The organism is Actinoplanes sp. NPDC051405, from assembly GCF_055586185.1.
This window is the reverse complement of record NZ_JBVJIR010000020.1, coordinates 37041-53135: the sequence shown is the minus strand read 5'-3', so window position 1 is coordinate 53135 and position 16095 is coordinate 37041. Positions and strand designations below refer to the sequence as shown.

General features: G+C 70.8%; 16 protein-coding genes. 14 read left to right on the top strand and 2 right to left on the bottom strand.

Annotation, left to right across the window (positions count from 1 at the left end; translation table 11 throughout):
- Positions 1 to 74 precede the first annotated feature (74 nt).
- From argC to ACZ6S4_RS35300, 8 genes are read left to right on the top strand one after another with little or no spacing between them, the layout of a single operon-like run.
- A complete protein-coding gene (gene argC / locus ACZ6S4_RS35335) occupies positions 75 to 1076 on the top strand; it encodes an N-acetyl-gamma-glutamyl-phosphate reductase (protein WP_465479081.1) in 1002 nt (333 codons plus the stop codon).
- Positions 1073 to 2245, top strand: a complete 1173-nt coding sequence (gene argJ / locus ACZ6S4_RS35330) for a bifunctional glutamate N-acetyltransferase/amino-acid acetyltransferase ArgJ (protein WP_360556283.1) — start codon at positions 1073 to 1075, stop codon at positions 2243 to 2245. The genes argC and argJ overlap by 4 nt, the downstream gene beginning before the upstream one ends.
- Entirely contained in the window at positions 2242 to 3108 is an 867-nt protein-coding gene (argB, locus tag ACZ6S4_RS35325; RefSeq protein ID WP_433719824.1) for an acetylglutamate kinase, read from the top strand. The genes argJ and argB overlap by 4 nt, the downstream gene beginning before the upstream one ends.
- A complete protein-coding gene (locus ACZ6S4_RS35320; protein ID WP_465479080.1) occupies positions 3105 to 4262 on the top strand; it encodes an acetylornithine transaminase in 1158 nt (385 codons plus the stop codon). Before argB ends, ACZ6S4_RS35320 begins: the two co-directional genes overlap by 4 nt.
- A complete protein-coding gene (gene argF, locus ACZ6S4_RS35315) occupies positions 4259 to 5182 on the top strand; it encodes an ornithine carbamoyltransferase (RefSeq protein ID WP_465479079.1) in 924 nt (307 codons plus the stop codon). Before ACZ6S4_RS35320 ends, argF begins: the two co-directional genes overlap by 4 nt.
- On the top strand, positions 5179 to 5676 hold the full coding sequence (locus ACZ6S4_RS35310) for an arginine repressor (protein ID WP_212992594.1): 498 nt from the start codon (positions 5179 to 5181) through the stop codon (positions 5674 to 5676). Before argF ends, ACZ6S4_RS35310 begins: the two co-directional genes overlap by 4 nt.
- Entirely contained in the window at positions 5673 to 6551 is an 879-nt protein-coding gene (locus ACZ6S4_RS35305; protein WP_465479078.1) for a hypothetical protein, read from the top strand. Before ACZ6S4_RS35310 ends, ACZ6S4_RS35305 begins: the two co-directional genes overlap by 4 nt.
- A 13-nt stretch (positions 6552 to 6564) precedes the next feature.
- Positions 6565 to 7827, top strand: a complete 1263-nt coding sequence (locus ACZ6S4_RS35300) for an argininosuccinate synthase (RefSeq protein ID WP_465479077.1) — start codon at positions 6565 to 6567, stop codon at positions 7825 to 7827.
- 98 nt (positions 7828 to 7925) lie between these two features.
- On the opposite strand, the gene dapE is transcribed toward ACZ6S4_RS35300, so the two are convergent.
- On the bottom strand, positions 7926 to 8993 hold the full coding sequence (gene dapE, locus ACZ6S4_RS35295; RefSeq protein WP_465479076.1) for a succinyl-diaminopimelate desuccinylase: 1068 nt from the start codon (positions 8991 to 8993) through the stop codon (positions 7926 to 7928).
- 50 nt (positions 8994 to 9043) lie between these two features.
- Between dapE and argH the strand changes: the two genes are divergently transcribed.
- From argH to ACZ6S4_RS35270, 5 genes are all read left to right on the top strand, one after another.
- Positions 9044 to 10474 (top strand): argininosuccinate lyase, encoded by a 1431-nt coding sequence (gene argH, locus ACZ6S4_RS35290; RefSeq protein WP_465479075.1) that lies wholly within the window; start codon positions 9044 to 9046, stop codon positions 10472 to 10474.
- A gap of 171 nt (positions 10475 to 10645) precedes the next feature.
- Complete coding sequence (locus ACZ6S4_RS35285) at positions 10646 to 11629, top strand: ParA family protein (protein WP_465479074.1); 984 nt, start codon at positions 10646 to 10648, stop codon at positions 11627 to 11629.
- The gene (locus ACZ6S4_RS35280; protein ID WP_465479073.1) at positions 11626 to 12111 is read left to right on the top strand and encodes a hypothetical protein; all 486 of its coding nucleotides are present in this window, start codon (positions 11626 to 11628) and stop codon (positions 12109 to 12111) included. Before ACZ6S4_RS35285 ends, ACZ6S4_RS35280 begins: the two co-directional genes overlap by 4 nt.
- Positions 12105 to 13508, top strand: coding sequence for a restriction system modified-DNA reader domain-containing protein (locus ACZ6S4_RS35275; protein WP_465479072.1), 1404 nt, complete (start codon positions 12105 to 12107; stop codon positions 13506 to 13508). The genes ACZ6S4_RS35280 and ACZ6S4_RS35275 overlap by 7 nt, the downstream gene beginning before the upstream one ends.
- A gap of 143 nt (positions 13509 to 13651) precedes the next feature.
- Positions 13652 to 13930, top strand: coding sequence for a hypothetical protein (locus ACZ6S4_RS35270; RefSeq protein WP_465479071.1), 279 nt, complete (start codon positions 13652 to 13654; stop codon positions 13928 to 13930).
- Positions 13931 to 13945: 15 nt separating this feature from the next.
- On the opposite strand, the gene ACZ6S4_RS35265 is transcribed toward ACZ6S4_RS35270, so the two are convergent.
- The gene (locus tag ACZ6S4_RS35265; RefSeq protein ID WP_465479070.1) at positions 13946 to 14866 is read right to left on the bottom strand and encodes a sulfite exporter TauE/SafE family protein; all 921 of its coding nucleotides are present in this window, start codon (positions 14864 to 14866) and stop codon (positions 13946 to 13948) included.
- Positions 14867 to 15077: 211 nt separating this feature from the next.
- On the opposite strand from ACZ6S4_RS35265, the gene ACZ6S4_RS35260 reads away from it, so the two are divergent.
- On the top strand, positions 15078 to 16055 hold the full coding sequence (locus ACZ6S4_RS35260; protein WP_465479069.1) for a LysR family transcriptional regulator: 978 nt from the start codon (positions 15078 to 15080) through the stop codon (positions 16053 to 16055).
- The last annotated feature ends 40 nt before the right edge of the window (positions 16056 to 16095 follow it).

Here is a 16095-nt window from a genome sequence, read left to right as displayed (position 1 = left end):
GGCGCCACCATTCGAGGTTGCTTCCTGGCTCTGCGCGTTGATACCGTCCTCTGCATAGTCATGCGGAGGTAAGTATGGGAATCAGGGTTGCTGTCGCCGGGGCGAGTGGGTACGCCGGGGGCGAGCTGCTGCGCCTGATCGCCGGGCACCCCGAGTTCGACCTCGTCGCCGCCACGGCGCACAGTCAGGCGGGAACGCCCGTGGCCGCCGTACACCCGCAGCTCGCGGGCCTGGATCTGGTCCTCGGGGTGACCGACGCGCAGACCCTGGCCGACGCTGATCTGGTCTTCCTGGCCCTGCCGCACGGGCAGTCGGCGGCGCTGGCCGCGCAGCTGCCCGCCGGGGTCAAGATCGTCGATCTGGGCGCCGACTTCCGGCTGCACGACGCCGACGCCTGGGGCCGCTACTACGGCGGCACGCACGCCGGCACCTGGACCTACGGCCTGCCGGAGCTGCCCGGGCACCGGGCCGCCATCGCCGCCAGCGACCGGGTGGCCAACACCGGCTGCTACGCGGCCACCATCGCTCTTGCCCTGGCCCCGCTGATCGCCGCCGGGGCCGCCGATCCCGCCGACGTCGTGGTGGTCGCCTCGTCCGGCACGTCCGGGGCCGGCCGGTCCGCCAAGGTCAACCTGCTGGCCAGCGAGGTGATGGGTGACCTGTCGCCCTACAAGGTCGGCGCGCACCAGCACGTTCCCGAGATCAAGCAGGCCACCGGCGCGACCTCGCTGTCGATGACGCCGGTGCTCGCGCCGATGCCGCGCGGCATTCTCGCCACCGTCACGGCCCGGCCGCTCGGTGACGCCGATCCGCGGGCCGTGCTCCAGGCCGCCTACGCCGACGAGCCGTTCGTGCACGTCCTGCCCGCCGGCACCTGGCCGCACACCGCGGCCACGGCCGGCTCCAACTCCTGCCACCTGCAGGCCACTCTCGACGTCGACTCCGGGCGGATCGTCGTCGTCAGTGCTCTGGACAATCTCGGCAAGGGCGCCGCGGGCCAGGCCGTGCAGTGCGCCAACCTCATGCTCGGCCTGCCGGAGACCGCGGGCCTGACGGTATTCGGAGTCGCTCCGTGACGATCACCACCCCCAAGGGGTTCCGGGCCAGCGGTGTCGCCGCGGGGCTGAAGACCGGCGGCGGTCCCGACGTGGCGGTCGTCGTCAACGACGGGCCCGATGCCACGGTGGCCGGTGTCTTCACCGCCAACCGGGTCAAGGCCGCGCCCGTGATGTGGAGCCAGCAGGTGCTCAAGGGCGGTGTCGTCCGGGCCGTCGTGCTCAACTCCGGCGGTGCCAACGCCTGCACCGGCACCCAGGGCTTCCGGGACACCCACGCCACCGCCGAGCACACCGCCGCGGTGCTGCGCGGCGGGCCGAAGCCGCTGCTGGTCGGCGCCGGCGACATCGCGGTGTGCTCGACCGGCCTGATCGGCGAGCTGCTGCCGATGGACAAGCTGCTGCCCGGCGTGACCGCCGCGGTCAAGGCGCTGAAGCCGGACGGCGGCCCGGCCGCCGCGAGCGCCATCATGACCACCGACACCGTGGCCAAGAACGCGGTCGCGCACGGCGAGGGCTGGTCGGTCGGCGGCATCGCCAAGGGCGCCGGCATGCTCGCCCCCGCCCTGGCCACCATGCTGGTCGTGCTCACCACCGACGCGGTCGCCGGCTCCGAGGCCCTGGACACCGCCCTGCGCGAGGCCACCCGGCTGACCTTCGACCGGATCGACGCCGACGGCTGCATGTCCACCAACGACACCGTGCTGCTGCTGGCCAGCGGCGCCTCCGACGTCCAGCCGACGCAGGAGGAGCTGACCGCCGCGGTCACCGCCGTCTGCGACGACCTGGCCCGTCAGCTGATCGACGACGCCGAGGGCGCCACCAAGCACATCGCCATCGAGGTGCTGGGCGCGGCCAGCGAGGCCGACGCGGTCGAGGTCGGGCGTACGGTCGCCCGCAACAACCTGGTCAAGACCGCGCTGTTCGGCAACGACCCGAACTGGGGCCGGATCCTGGCCGCGGTCGGGACCACCGCCGCGGCGTTCGCGCCGGACCGCATCGACGTCGCCGTCAACGGTGTGTGGGTGTGCCGGGGCGGGGCCGCCGCCGAGGACCGGTCCAAGGTGGACCTCAGCGGACGGGACGTGACCATCACCGTGCACCTGCACGAGGGTGAGATGAGCGCGACGATCCGCACCACCGACCTGTCACACGCGTACGTGCACGAGAACTCGGCGTACAGCTCGTGAACGCTTCCGACAAGGCCGCCATCCTGATCGAGGCCCTGCCCTGGCTCGAACGCTTCCACGGCACCACCGTCGTCATCAAGTACGGCGGCAACGCGATGATCGACCCCGAGCTGCAGCGGGCCTTCGCCGCCGACATGGTCTTCCTGCGTTACGCCGGCATCAAGCCGGTCGTGGTGCACGGCGGCGGCCCGCAGATCTCGTCGATGCTCGGCAAGCTCGGCATCGAGAGCGAGTTCCGCGGCGGCCTGCGCGTCACCACCCCGGAGGCGATGGACGTCGTCCGGATGGTGCTGGTCGGCCAGGTCGGCCGCGAGCTGGTCGGCCTGATCAACGAGCACGGCCCGTTCGCCGTCGGTCTGTCCGGTGAGGACGCCCGGCTGTTCACCGCCGTACGCCGGCATGCGGTCGTCGACGGTGAGCCGGTCGACATCGGCCAGGTCGGTGACGTCGCGCAGGTCGACACCTCGGCCGTGGACGACCTGATCGCCGCCGGGCGCATCCCGGTCGTCGCCACCGTCGCGCCCGACGCCGACGGCCTGGTGCACAACGTCAACGCCGACACCGCCGCGGCCGCCCTGGCCGTCGCGCTCGGCGCCCGCAAGCTGGTCGTGCTCACCGACGTGCCCGGCCTCTACACCAACTGGCCCGACACCTCCTCGCTCACCTCGCAGATCGACACCGACGCGCTGGAGAAGCTGCTGCCCAGCCTCCAGTCCGGCATGGTGCCGAAGATGGAGGCGTGCCTGCGGGCGGTGCAGGGCGGCGTCCCCGCGGCGCACGTGGTCGACGGCCGCGTGCCGCACTCGACGCTGCTCGAAGTGTTCACCTCGGAAGGATTCGGCACGATGGTGGTCCCGTCATGACCAGCTTCCGCGACCGGTGGTCGCAGAGCATGATGAACAACTACGGCACTCCGTCGCTGGGCCTGATCAGCGGGTCCGGCGCCGTCGTGGTCGGTGAGGACGGCAAGGAGTACGTCGACCTGCTCGGCGGCATCGCGGTGAACGCCCTGGGCCACGCCCACCCGGCCATCGTCGCCGCGGTCTCCCAGCAGGTGGCCACCCTGGGCCACGTCTCCAACCTCTACATCGCCGAGCCTCCGCTGGCCCTGGCCGAGCTGCTGCTGGCCCTGGCCGGGCGCCCCGGCCGGGTCATCTTCAGCAACTCGGGTGCGGAGGCCAACGAGGCCGCGTTCAAGCTGTCCCGGCTCACCGGTCGCACCCACGTGGTGGCCACCGAGGGCGGCTTCCACGGCCGCACGATGGGGGCGCTCGCCCTGACCGGTCAGCCCGGCAAGCGTGAGCCGTTCCGGCCGCTGCCGGGCGAGGTCACCCACGTCCCGTACGGCGATGCCGAAGCCCTGCGCGCGGCCGTCACGACGCAGACCGCCATGCTCATCCTCGAGCCGATCCAGGGCGAGATGGGCGTGGTCGTGCCGCCGCCCGGCTACCTGGCCGCGGCCCGGGAGATCTGCACCGCCACCGGCACCCTGCTGGTGCTCGACGAGGTGCAGACCGGCATCGGGCGCACCGGGCACTGGTTCCACCACCAGAGCGAGGGTGTCGAGCCCGACGTCGTGACGCTGGCCAAGGGGCTCGGCGGCGGCCTGCCGCTGGGCGCCTGCATCGCCTTCGGCAAGGCCGGGGAGCTGTTCGGGCCCGGCTCGCACGGCACCACCTTCGGCGGCAACCCGGTCAGCTGCGCGGCCGGCCTGGCCGTCATCCGGACCATCGCCGGCGAGGGCCTGCTCGATCACGTCAAGCGGGTCGGCGAGCTGATCCGGCGCGGCGTCGAGGGTCTGCACAGCCCGGCGATCGCCGGGGTCCGGGGTGCCGGGTTGCTGCTGGGCATCGAGCTCACCGCGCCGGTGTCCGCGGAGGTGGCGAAGTCCCTGCAGGAGGCCGGCTTCCTGGTGAACCCGATCCAGCCCGACGTGATCCGGCTGGCCCCGCCGCTGATCCTGACCACCGGCCAGGCCGAGGCGTTCGTCGCGGCGCTCGGGGAGGTCGTCAAGTGACTCGCCACTTCCTGCGCGACGACGACCTGTCGCCCGCCGAGCAGAGCGCGGTGCTCGACCTGGCCGCCGCGATGAAGGCCGACCGGTTCGCGTACCGGCCGCTGGAGGGCCCGCGGTCGGTCGCCGTCTTCTTCGACAAGGTCAGCCTGCGTACCCGGCTGTCGTTCGAGACCGGCATCCCCGAGCTGGGCGGCAACGCCATCGTGGTGGACACCCAGGCCACCCACTTCGGCCGCGGTGAGTCGCTGCTGGACGCGGGCCGGGTCGTCTCCCGGTACGTGTCCGCGATCGTGTTCCGCACCTCCGGCGACGAGCGGCTGGCCGAGCTCGCCTCCGACGTGCACGTGCCGGTGGTCAACGCGCTGACCACCGGCTTCCACCCCTGCCAGCTGCTGGCCGACCTGCAGACGATCCGCGAGCGGCTGGGCGCCACGGCCGGGCGCACGCTGACCTACGTGGGCGACGCCGCGAACAACATGGCCCACTCGTACCTGCTGGCCGGCGCGACCGCGGGCCTGCACGTGCGGGTCGCCGGCCCGGAAGGCTTCGACCCGAACCCGGCCGTGGTGGCCCGGGCGGCGGAGATCGCGGCCGGCACCGGCGGTTCCGTCGCGGTGCTGCGTGACCCGCAAGAAGCAGCGTCGGGCGCGCACGTGCTGGCCACCGACGCGTGGACGTCGATGGGCATGGAGGACGACGGGATCGACCGGCACACGCCGTTCCGGCCGTACCAGATCAACAAGGACCTGCTGGCCGCGGCCGCGCCCGACGCGATCGTGCTGCACTGCCTGCCGGCGCACCGCGGCGAGGAGATCACCGACGAGGTGATGGACGGCGCGCAGAGCGCGGTCTTCGACCAGGCCGAGAACCGCCTGCACGCCCAGAAGGCCCTGCTCGCCTGGCTGCTGGACCAGCAATGACCGGGCCGGGTACCCGCGCGGCGCGGCACGCGCGGATCGTCGAGCTGGTGCGGGACAAGGCCGTGCGGTCGCAGACCGAACTGGCCGACCTGCTGGCCGTCGACGGCGTCCAGGTCACCCAGGCGACGCTGTCGCGCGACCTGGAGGAGCTGCGGGCGGTCAAGGTCGGCGGGGTCTACGTCATCCCCGAGGACGGGCTGCCCGCCCTGCGCCCGGTCGAGCAGGCCCCGGCCCGGCTGATCCGGCTGCTGCGCGAACTGCTCAACTCGGTCGACGTCAGCGGCAACCTGGTGGTGCTGCGGGTGCCGCCGGGCGCGGCGCAGTTCCTGGCCAGCGCCCTGGACCGCTCGGGCCTGCCCGACGTCGTCGGCACCATCGCCGGCGACGACACCATCCTCGTGGTGGCCCGCGACGCCGGCGACGGGCCGGGCGCCGCGCTCGCCGAGAAGCTCACGGCCTGGAGCCGTGCCGACCCCGAAGGGAGCCAACCATGACCGCCGTCGAGGCGCACTTCCCCGGCTTCGCCGACAACATGCAGAAGCTCCTCAACCACGGGCTGGAGTTCTACCTGGCGTCCAACGAGTCGCTGCGGCCGTTCCTCAACGAGGCCCCGTACGGCCACAAGCTGAGCTGGCTGGACTTCACCGACACGACCGAGGACAAGGGCTGGGACACCGGCGCCTTCCTCAATCTGTTCAACGTCATGAACGGCATCGCGTTCGGCGACCGGGGCATCCCGATGCCGCAGTGGGTGATGGTCGACCTCATCCTGATGCCCTCGGCCGCGGTCATCGCCGCGCTGCCGCAGTCGTCGTTCACCGAGGTGCTGGAGACCAGCGCCTTCGACGCGGACGCCAAGCGCCACATGCGGGCGGTGTTCGACAAGGCCAAGCAGAGCGACTACAACGGCCCGATCCCGATCGCCGGCTACTGCGCCGCGCCCAGTGCGGCCCCGGGCACCTGGGTCGGCTGGTCGCTGTGGTCGCTGTGGACCAGCGTCGGGCTGGGCAAGGCGCTCAAGGCGCTGGCGCTGTCGGCGTACCAGGCGCAGAAGCTCGACGGCGTCACCCAGTACGACAACAGCGCCCTGCGGGTGCACACCCGTTTCGGCCGGCTGCGCATCATGGTGGCGACCGTGCCGTTCCACACCTCGCCCGGCTCGTTCGTGTACGAGAACGACTTCACCGTGCCGGTCACCGGGCCGGAGCCGGAGCCGTCGTTCCTGCTCGACCCGTTCGACTACGAGCGGCAGCGGGCCATGCAGAAGGCCATCGAGGCCCGGGAGTGCACGTACTACGTGCTCGCCCCCGGCCACCTCGTCCAGGACGGGACGACCTACGTGCCCATCCTCGAGATCCCCGCGTCCTGATAAGGAAATCCTGATGTCCAAGCGCAAGATCGTCCTCGCCTTCTCCGGCGGCCTCGACACCTCGTACGCCCTGGTCTCGCTGCGCGAGCAGGGCTGGGAGGTGCTCACCGCCAACGTCGACACCGGCGGCCTGCACAGCGGCGAGGGTGACGTCGTCCGGGCCCGCGCGGAGGAGCTGGGCTCGGCGCGGCACTTCGTCATCGACGCCCGCGAGGAGCTGTACGCGCGCGTGGTCACGTACGCGATCAAGGCGAACTACCTGCGCAACGGCGGCTACCCGTCCTGCGTCGGCGCGGAACGGCTGGTCCAGGCGGAGAAGGTCGTGCAGTGCGCGCTGGACAACGGCGCCGACGCGATCGCGCACGGCTCCACCGGCGCGGGCGCCGACCACGTGCGCTACGACTCGGTGATCCGCGCGCTGGCCCCGCAGCTGGAGATCATCACCCCGATCCGCGACGAGCGGCTGACCCGCGAGTTCGAGCGGGACTTCCTGCGGCAGCACGGCTTCGAGACCAGCGACAAGGTCACCACGTACTCGATCAACGAGGGCCTGATCGGCACCTCGATCGGCGGCAAGGAGACCTACGGCTCCTGGGACTACCTGCCCGAGGAGGCCTGGGAGAGCACGAAGTCCATCAACGACGCCCCTTCCGCCGGGGTCGAGCTGATCCTGGCCTTCGACGAGGGTGAGGTCACCTCGGCGACCACGCTGGACGGCACCCCGATCGAGGGGACCGGCCCGGACGCGCCGAACTACGCCATCCTGCGCTCGCTGAACACGCTGGCCGCCGAGCACGGCGTCGGCCGGGGCATCCACATGGGCTCGACCATGGTCGGCAACCTGGCCCGGGTCGGCTTCGAGGCCCCCGGCATGCTCACCCTGATCGCGGCGCACCGCGAGCTGGAGCGCCTCACCCTGAGCAACCGGCAGCAGGCCACCAAGCTGCAGCTCGGCAACACGTACGGCGACCTGCTGCACGAGGCCGTCTACTACGATCCGATCCTGGACGACTTCAGGGCGTTCCTGGACTCCAGCCAGACCCGGGTCACCGGCGAGGTGCGGATCCGGCTGCAGAAGGGCAACGTGATCCCGCTGGGCAGCCGCAGCCCGTACAGCCTGCTGGACGCGGCCACCCGGCAGGGCGTCGTCTACGGCTACGGCTCGTCGCTGTGGACCGGCGAGCAGGCCCGCGCCTTCGCCCACATGTACGCCATCCCCGGCGCGATCGCTGCGTCTGCTGGCCTCGCTCCGCTCGGCGGGCACTCCGCCCCATGAGGTCGTTGTCGAGGTCACCGATTTCCGGACGGGAAAGGGCGCCCGTCCAGAAATCGGCGCCCCCGACAACGACGGGCGGAGTGCGACTTGGGTCGCGGCTACCCCAACCAGGCGGCCAGCACGCGCTCGCATTCGCGGATCTCCGCGACCGGCACGTATTCCTCGTCGGTGTGGGCGAGCAGCGGGTCGCCCGGTGCGTAGTTGACGGCCGGGATGCCGAGTTCGGCGAAGCGGGCCACGTCCGTCCAGCCGAACTTCGGTGCCGGCTCCTTGCCGACCACGGCCAGGAACTCGGCCGCCGCCGGCCGGTCGAGGCCCGGGCGGGCGCCCGGAGCCTGGTCCCGGATCTCCAGCTCGTAGCCGGCGAAGACCTCGCGCAGGTACGCGTAGGCCTCGTCGACGCTGCGGTCCGGCGCGAACCGGTGGTTGATGTCGATGACGCACTCGTCGGGCAGCACGTTGCCGGCGATGCCGCCCTGGATGTTCACGGCGTTGAGGCCCTCGTGGTACTGCAGGCCGTCGACGAACGGGCGCCGCGGCTCGTAGGCGTTGAGGATGGCCAGCACCGGGGCGGCGGCGTGGATCGCGTTGATCCCGCGCCAGGCCCGGGCGGTGTGCGCGGCCTTGCCCCGCAGCGTGATCCGCACCCGCATGGTGCCCTGGCAGCCGCCCTCGACGCCGCTGTTGGAGGGCTCGCCCAGGATGGCGAAGTCACCGGCCAGCCAGTCCGGGTGGTTGCGCACGAGCCGGCCGAGCCCGTTTTTGACCGAGGCGACCTCCTCGTTGTCGTAGCAGACGAAGGTGAGGTCGTGGCGCGGCTCGGTGACGGTCGCGGCGATGCGCAGCTGGGTGGCCAGGCCGGCCTTCATGTCGCAGGTGCCGCGCCCGTGCAGGAGCTGGGCGTCGCCCTCGCCGGTGGTCCAGGTGGGAAGATTGTCCTTGATCGGTACGGTGTCCAGGTGCCCGGCGAGCACGATCCGCTTGTCCCGGCCCAGGTTCGTGCGAGCCACCAGGGCGTCGCCGTCGCGCAGCACCTCGAGGTGTCCCAGCTTGCGCAGGGAGGCCTCCACAGCGTCGGCGAGAGTGCCCTCGTCGCCGCTGACCGAGGGGATGTCGCAGAGCGCGCGGGTCAATGAGACAACATCATCGTGCAGGTCGAGCGTCATGGGACGGACCCTATCGTGGGTCACCCGAACCGAATTGAAGGAGTGAGCGCGTGCCGGAGACCGAAGGTCCGACCAGGCTGTGGGGTGGCCGTTTCGCCGGCGGACCGGCGGAGGCCCTGGCCCGGCTGAGCGTGAGCGTGCATTTCGACTGGCGCCTGGCCCCGTACGACATCGCGGCCTCGCGGGCCCACGCCCGCGTCCTGGCCGGCGCGGGTCTGCTCGACGCGGACGAGCTCGGCCAGATGCTGGCCGCGCTGGACGATCTGGAGTCGGCGTGCGCGGCGGGGGAGTTCCGCCCGACCGTCGAGGACGAGGACGTGCACACCGCCCTGGAACGCGGTCTGCTGGAACGCCTCGGCACCCTGGGCGGCAAGCTGCGCGCGGGCCGTTCCCGCAACGACCAGGTCGCCACCGACCTGCGGATGTACCTGCGCGACCACGCCCGCGGGGTGGCCGCCGCGGTGGTCGAGCTGGCGGACGCGCTGCTGGAGCAGGCCGGCCGGCACCTCGACACGCCCGCGCCGGGCATGACCCACCTGCAGCACGCCCAGCCGGTGAGCTTCGGCCACTGGCTGCTGGCCCACGTCCAGCCGCTGCTGCGCGACCTCGACCGGCTGCGCGACTGGGACGCCCGCACGGCGATCTCGCCGTTGGGCTCGGGCGCCCTGGCCGGCTCGTCGCTGCCGCTGGACCCGGGCGCGGTGGCCAAGGAGCTGGGTTTCAAGGCGCCGGCGCAGAACTCGATGGACGCGGTGTCGGACCGCGACTTCGTCGCCGAGTTCCTCTTCATCACCGGCCTGATCGGCGTGCACCTGTCCCGCCTCGGCGAGGAGGTGGTCCTCTGGACCTCGCAGGAGTTCGGCTGGGTGATCCTCGACGACGCGTTCGCCACCGGCTCGTCGATCATGCCGCAGAAGAAGAACGCGGACATCGCCGAGCTGGCCCGCGGGAAGGCGGGCCGGCTCATCGGTGGCCTGGTCGCGGTGCTGACCATGCTCAAGGGCCTGCCGCTGACCTACGACCGCGACATGCAGGAGGACAAGGAACCGGCCTTCGACGCGATCGACACACTCCAGCTGCTGCTCCCCGCGCTGGCCGGAATGATCTCGACCATGACGGTACGGGTGGACCGCCTCGCCGCGGCCGCCCCGATCGGCTTCTCCCTGGCCACCGAAGTGGCGGACTGGCTGGTCCGCAAGCACGTCCCGTTCCGCGACGCCCACGAGATCACCGGCCGCCTGGTGGCGCTGTGCGCGGCCCGCGAATGCGAGCTGGAGGACGTCTCGGACGAGGACCTGAAGACGGTCAGCGAGCATCTCGACCCGTCGGTGCGCGAGGTGCTCAGCGTCCGCTCGGCCCTGGCGGCCCGGACGACAGCGGGCTCGACCGGCCCGGGGCCGGTGGCGGACCAGCTCCAGACGGCCTCGGACAAGCTGGACGGCTGGCGCGAATGGTCCATCGAGAGCGTGGTGCCGCGCTAACGCTCATCCGTACGGGCGCAGGGCACCCGGAAGCAACACCGCCGTCCGCCCCCACCACGCAGCTGCTGACAACTCCAGCCCGGCGGTCGTCCGCCGGGCTGGAGCGCATTCATCGCTCCTACTGAATCTCTTCCGCGCGGCTACCGCAGGTTTGCCCGGCACCGGAAATCGATGGTGGACTGGATTTCCGGCGCAGGATCCTGGGGGTCTCTCGTGCACGTGGTGTCCGTGATGAATTACAAGGGTGGCGTGGGGAAAACCACGCTCACCGCCAATCTCGCCGCAGGAATCGCCAACAACGGGTTCCGTGTCCTGATGATCGATCTCGATCCCCAGGCCAATCTGACATTGTCGTTCTACTCGATCGATGAGTGGCAGACCGATTTGCGTGAGCATCGCACGATCAAACGTTGGTACGACGGTGAAGTGCCCGGGCGGGAAGTGCCCCTCGATGAGCTGATCCTGACGCCCGAACGGGTCAACGGCGTGGTGAAGGACAACGCCGGCAGGCTTGATCTCATCGCTTCCCATCTCGGTCTGATCAACATCGACCTTGAACTGGCCTCCGGGCTGGGCGGCACGACCATGGCCGAGAGCAAGCGTCGCTTCCTGAGGGTCCACGGGTGCCTGGCCGAGGCCCTGCACGCGCCGGTCTTCGGCGACTACGACGTGATCCTGATCGACTGCGCTCCCAACTTCGGCCTGGTGACGAAGACGGCCATCGTGGCGAGTGACTACGTTCTGGTGCCGGCCAAGCCGGATTATTTGTCCACCCTCGGCATCGGCTACCTGCGGGGCAGTGTCGATCTGCTCGTGCGTGAATACAACGGTTACGCCGACTTCGACCCGGACGGCCGGGCAGCCGGCCGGCGTATCGGCCCGGAGTTCGCCGGCGTCGTCTTCACCATGACGCAAGTGCATGCGGGTCAGCCGACCGGGATCCAGCGGGAACAGATCGAGAATCTTCGGGCTCTCGACGTCATGCCGATCTTCGCTGCGACTCTTCGCAACAGTCCGCGATTCTTCGCCGACGCCGGGTCGACGGGTGTGCCCGCTGTGCTGACCGCACCGTTCGCCGATGATGTGAGCGTCGAATTGCGCGCGATCATGGATGAGTTCGTTGCCGCCGTCACCGGGAAAGGGCGGCTCTCATGACTACGGACATCGTTGAAGTCGCGCGCTTCTTGCACCGGTTGTTCGGATTTGTGGCGCAGCAGCCGGCGCAGCGGTTGACCGACTTCGCCGCGGGTCGTCTTGAGCTCACCTGGGCTCCTCCCGCCGACGTTGATGTCGACGCCGAAGTCACGCGGCCCGCGACACCGCCGTCGACCAGGCCGGCGCCTGCACCAGACGGCAACATCGCGCGACGCCGACCGGCCCAGGGGACCGCGGACGACCCGGTCTACGCCGAGGTAGCGGCAACTCTGCGCAGCCAGGACTCGATCGATGACGGCCTTGCGTACTTGAACACGTTGCGGTTCGACGGCCGAAAAGCGCGGCTGGTGGACCTGATCGCGATCGGGGCCGCCATGGGCCTGACGCTGCCGAAGCGCATCAAGACCGACGACGCTGTCCGCAAGCTGCTCCACCACGCCATCGGGGTGCGGAGGAAATTCGAGGGGCTGGCCAAGTGGTGAGCGCTCCCGCGGAGGGCGAGTCGACCGGCCGCTCCATGCACCTCATCGACGGCCGCCGGGTCACCTTGGCGGACCTGCTCGCGGCGGATCTGCTCAAGCCTGGGGACAGAGTGCGCTTCACCCGGCGCCGCATGAAGAAGGTCTTCACGGCCGAGGTCACTGCATCAGGCCGGTTGCGGCTCGCTGACGGAGTGGAGTACCGGTCGCCCTCTCGGGCCGCGATGGTTGCGGCCGGCATGCAGGCAGTCGACGGATGGCACGCGTGGGTGGTGGAGTCGAACGGCCGCCTGCTGGATTCGCTCCGGCAGGAACTGCTCGACCGGGCCGTGGCCGGAGAGATCGCCGATCCCGAGGAGTCGCCGGAGGACAGGGCTTCGATCAGCCGAGTCCATGAGTGGCTGCGGGACGCGCGTAAGCGCGCCGAAGGTGAAGCCCCGGAGCGCGTCTCGGTCAGTGTGTTGCTCTCCATGTGGGGAGCCAAGGATCGGGGCGGCCAGATCGCGCGGATCCAGGCGGATCTCGCCAACCATGGCCTCGCGACCCGGCCGGACTTCCGCAGCGTCACGCTCGACACGACCGTCTCGGTCATCACCGCCGAGCAGGACGCCGAACATGAGAACGAAGAGGCCGCCGAGGCCGCTATACCGTCCGCAGAGGACGACGACGACGCGGACGACCGCCATGTCGGTCTTGTGGTCGGGCATCTTCCGTCGGCACTCGCCGGTGTTGTCTCCGTGGCGCCCAACGCCTCCATCCAAGAGGCCGTCACCAAACTACTGCTCAACGACGTCTCCCAGCTCGCAGTGCTGGCCGGCCAGCACAACCTGCGGGGCGCGGTCACCTGGCAGTCGATCGCCGAGTCCCGGCTCAAGAAGCCCGATGCCACCCTGGCCGACGCCACGGTCGATGACGTGAGAGTCGTCGGCTACCGCACCGAACTGGTCGAGGTTCTTCCCGAACTCCGCAGGCGTGGCTTCATCTTCGTTCGCAACGACACGCGGGCGGTCGCCGGCATCATCACCGCAGCCGACGTCGCCCTCCGGTACGGGGAGATGACCAATCCCTTCATCCTCATCGGCCATCTCGATCGTCTGCTGCGCCGGGCGATCACCCGGTCGATACCCCTCGCTGACGTCATCGGAGCCTGCAATCCCCGCGGGGACCGGATCAAGACGCACGCCAACATGACGATGGGTGACTATCAACGTGTCCTCGAGAAGCCGGACCTCTGGCAGCGGCTGGGATGGCCGCTGGACCGGCAGGCGTTCGTCGAACGCCTCGGCGAGATACGACGGATCCGCAACAACGTCATGCACTTCAATCCGGATCCGGTGCCGCCCAACACCGTCGAGCACCTGCGTCAGATCAACGCCCTGCTACGCCAGCACACCATGTGACGCCACCGTCTGTGCGGGCGCGCACCTCATCGGTGCGCGAGGTGCTCAGCGTCTCTTCGGCCCTTCCGGTCGGCGCGACGGCGGTCGCAATCAGCGGCTTGCCGCCGCATCGCGGGCTCAGCCGTCCCCGCTACGGTGGCGGGGTGCGCAGAGATCGTTTCGCTCACGGCCTCGGGCAATCGCTGGTCGTCTGGCTGGCGATGCTGCTCCTCGCCGCCGTGGTGCGACACGTCGCCGTCGCCTGGCTGGCTGTCGCCTCGGGCCTGGTCGTCTGCGTCCTGCTCGGTCAGTGGCATCAACGCCGGGCCCGGGCGGAGAGCGCCGTCGGCAGCTTCACGGGCGCGGTCCTGTGGCCGGTGGTAATTGCCGCTGTCATCCTGGCCATCGGCATCGTCGCGGATCAACGCTCCGACTACGAGTAGCGACAGCGACCCGGCTCAGCGAGCGCTCACGCTTTCCTGGTGCTCGTCCTCCGTCGCCTCGCTCCGGCTGGGCACGGTGGCGGCCGGCCGGTGGTTCCGCCGCCAGATCGCCCATCCCACAGCGACGAGAACCGCCGTCCCGGTGATCACGCCCACCGCCGCAGTCGGCACGTCCAGCAGCTTGAGTGCGCTCGCCAGCAGCACGATCACCAGCGCTGCCCGTACGATGCCGCCCGGCGCCCGCGACGAGATCCGCGCGCCCAGCAGCACACCCGGGATCGAGCCGACCAGCACCGCGCCCGCGATGTCCAGTTGCAGGTCGCCGAAGAGGGCGTGGCCCACCGCCGCGGAGATCACCAGGGGGATGGCCTGGATCAGGTCGGTGCCGACCAGGTCGTTGGCGCGCAGTTTCGGGTACAGGGCCAGCAGCGCCACGATGATCAGGGAGCCGGAGCCGACCGAGGTCAGGCCCACGATCACGCCGCCGCCCACGCCGACCAGCAGGGTGGGGATCGGGCGTACGGTGATCGGCTCGGCCGGGCCGTCGCCGCGCTGGTTCCTCGTCACCCAGGCCTTGAGCAGCATGCCGCCGGCGGCCAGCAACAGTGCGCCGCCGAGAGCGATTTTGATCGTGTGCTGCACGGTCTCGTCGTCGCCGAGCAGGCGCAGCAGCAGGACCCCGAGGAAGGCGCTGGGGATGCTGCCGGCGCAGAGCCAGGCGACGAGGCGCCAGTTCACCGTGCCGCGGCGGGCGTGCACCCAGCCGCCGAACGGCTTCATCACCGCACTGGCCGCCAGGTCGCTGGAGACCGCGGCGACCGGCGGGACGCCGAAGACCAGGACCAGGATGGGGGTCATCAGGGCCCCGCCGCCCATGCCGGTGAGTCCGACCACGATGCCGACGCCAAGTCCGGCGAAAGCCAGGGTGAGATCCATCGGTCGAGTTTCGGCGAGAATCCCTGCCTTGTCTACTAACTTGGTCGACTATATCAACTATTGGAACGCCGGGGTTTCCCATGTGACCGCTAACAACGGCCTGCGAGGGGTCATGTTGCCGCTCTGTTACGCCTTGACTACGTGAATGTTAGCGATAACACTGCGAAGGACGTATCGATGGGATGAGCGGGGTCATCGAGGAGGTCGCACCATGAGCACCCTGCCCCGGCACTCCGCTCTCCGCGCCGTCTCCGACACGGTCGGCGGCAACCGCATCGAGCTGCGCCAGCTGCGCTATTTCGTCACCCTCGCCGAGGAACTGCACTTCGGCCGGGCCGCGGCCCGCGAACACATCGTCCCCTCGGCGCTCAGCGCCCAGGTGCAACGCCTCGAACGCGCGGTCGGCGTGCTGCTGGTCGACCGGACCACGCGGCACGTCGCCCTCACCCCGGCCGGCGCCCGCTTCCTGATCGAGGCCCGGCAGATCGTCGAGCACGTCGACCGGGCCGCCGTGCTGGCCCAGGGCATGGCGCTCGCCGCGCCGACGCTGCGGGTCGGGGTGCTCGACGAGGGCTACGACGCGGTACGGCCGGTGCTGCGCGCGGTGCAGGGCCGCCACCCCGAGCTGGAGATCCACCAGGTGCTCGCGGGCGTACCGGAGCAGTGCCGGCTGCTCGCCGACGGCCGGCTCGACGTGGGCATCGGGCGGCTGCCCGGGGCAGCGCCGGAGATCGCCGCGGAGATCTTCCGGCTCGATCCGCTGGGCGTGCTGGTCCCGGCCGGGCACCCGTACGCCGCCCTGACCCACGTCCCGGTCAGCGACCTGCGCGGCGAGACGCTGCTGCTCGCCGACGAGGACCAGGCGCCCGAGTTCAACGGCTTCGTCGCGGAGGTGTGCCGGTCCGCGGGCTTCTTCCCGACCCTGTTCACCGGCAGCGTGCAGACGCTGCGCGCGGCCGTGGACCTGGTGCTGCAGGGCCGCTGCGTGCTCTGCACCCCGGAGTCGACGGCGGGCGTTTCCGCGGAGCTGGTCTGGCGGCCGCTCGATGCGTCGGTGCCCCGCTACCCGTGGTCGATGCTGTGGCGGGCCCACCACCCGTCGCGGTGGGCGATCGAGCTCGTCGAGACCGCCCGCGGCCTGGCCGCCGAACTCGGCTGGTGCGACGCAGCGCGGGACCGAGCCAGCTGAGCCGGGCTGGCGCGACGCGGCCCAGGACGAGCCAGCCGCG

Bases quoted from the DNA above. Each gene is read 5' to 3' on its own strand.
- ACZ6S4_RS35300 (WP_465479077.1), top strand. From the start codon at position 6,565: ATGTCCAAGCGCAAGATCGTCCTCGCCTTCTCCGGCGGCCTCGACACC.
- ACZ6S4_RS35305 (WP_465479078.1), top strand. From the start codon at position 5,673: ATGACCGCCGTCGAGGCGCACTTCCCCGGCTTCGCCGACAACATGCAG.
- ACZ6S4_RS35310 (WP_212992594.1), top strand. From the start codon at position 5,179: ATGACCGGGCCGGGTACCCGCGCGGCGCGGCACGCGCGGATCGTCGAG.
- ACZ6S4_RS35285 (WP_465479074.1), top strand. From the start codon at position 10,646: ATGGTGGACTGGATTTCCGGCGCAGGATCCTGGGGGTCTCTCGTGCAC.
- ACZ6S4_RS35280 (WP_465479073.1), top strand. From the start codon at position 11,626: ATGACTACGGACATCGTTGAAGTCGCGCGCTTCTTGCACCGGTTGTTC.
- ACZ6S4_RS35260 (WP_465479069.1), top strand. From the start codon at position 15,078: ATGAGCACCCTGCCCCGGCACTCCGCTCTCCGCGCCGTCTCCGACACG.
- dapE (WP_465479076.1), bottom strand. From the start codon at position 8,993: ATGACGCTCGACCTGCACGATGATGTTGTCTCATTGACCCGCGCGCTC.
- ACZ6S4_RS35320 (WP_465479080.1), top strand. From the start codon at position 3,105: ATGACCAGCTTCCGCGACCGGTGGTCGCAGAGCATGATGAACAACTAC.
- ACZ6S4_RS35265 (WP_465479070.1), bottom strand. From the start codon at position 14,866: ATGGATCTCACCCTGGCTTTCGCCGGACTTGGCGTCGGCATCGTGGTC.
- argC (WP_465479081.1), top strand. From the start codon at position 75: ATGGGAATCAGGGTTGCTGTCGCCGGGGCGAGTGGGTACGCCGGGGGC.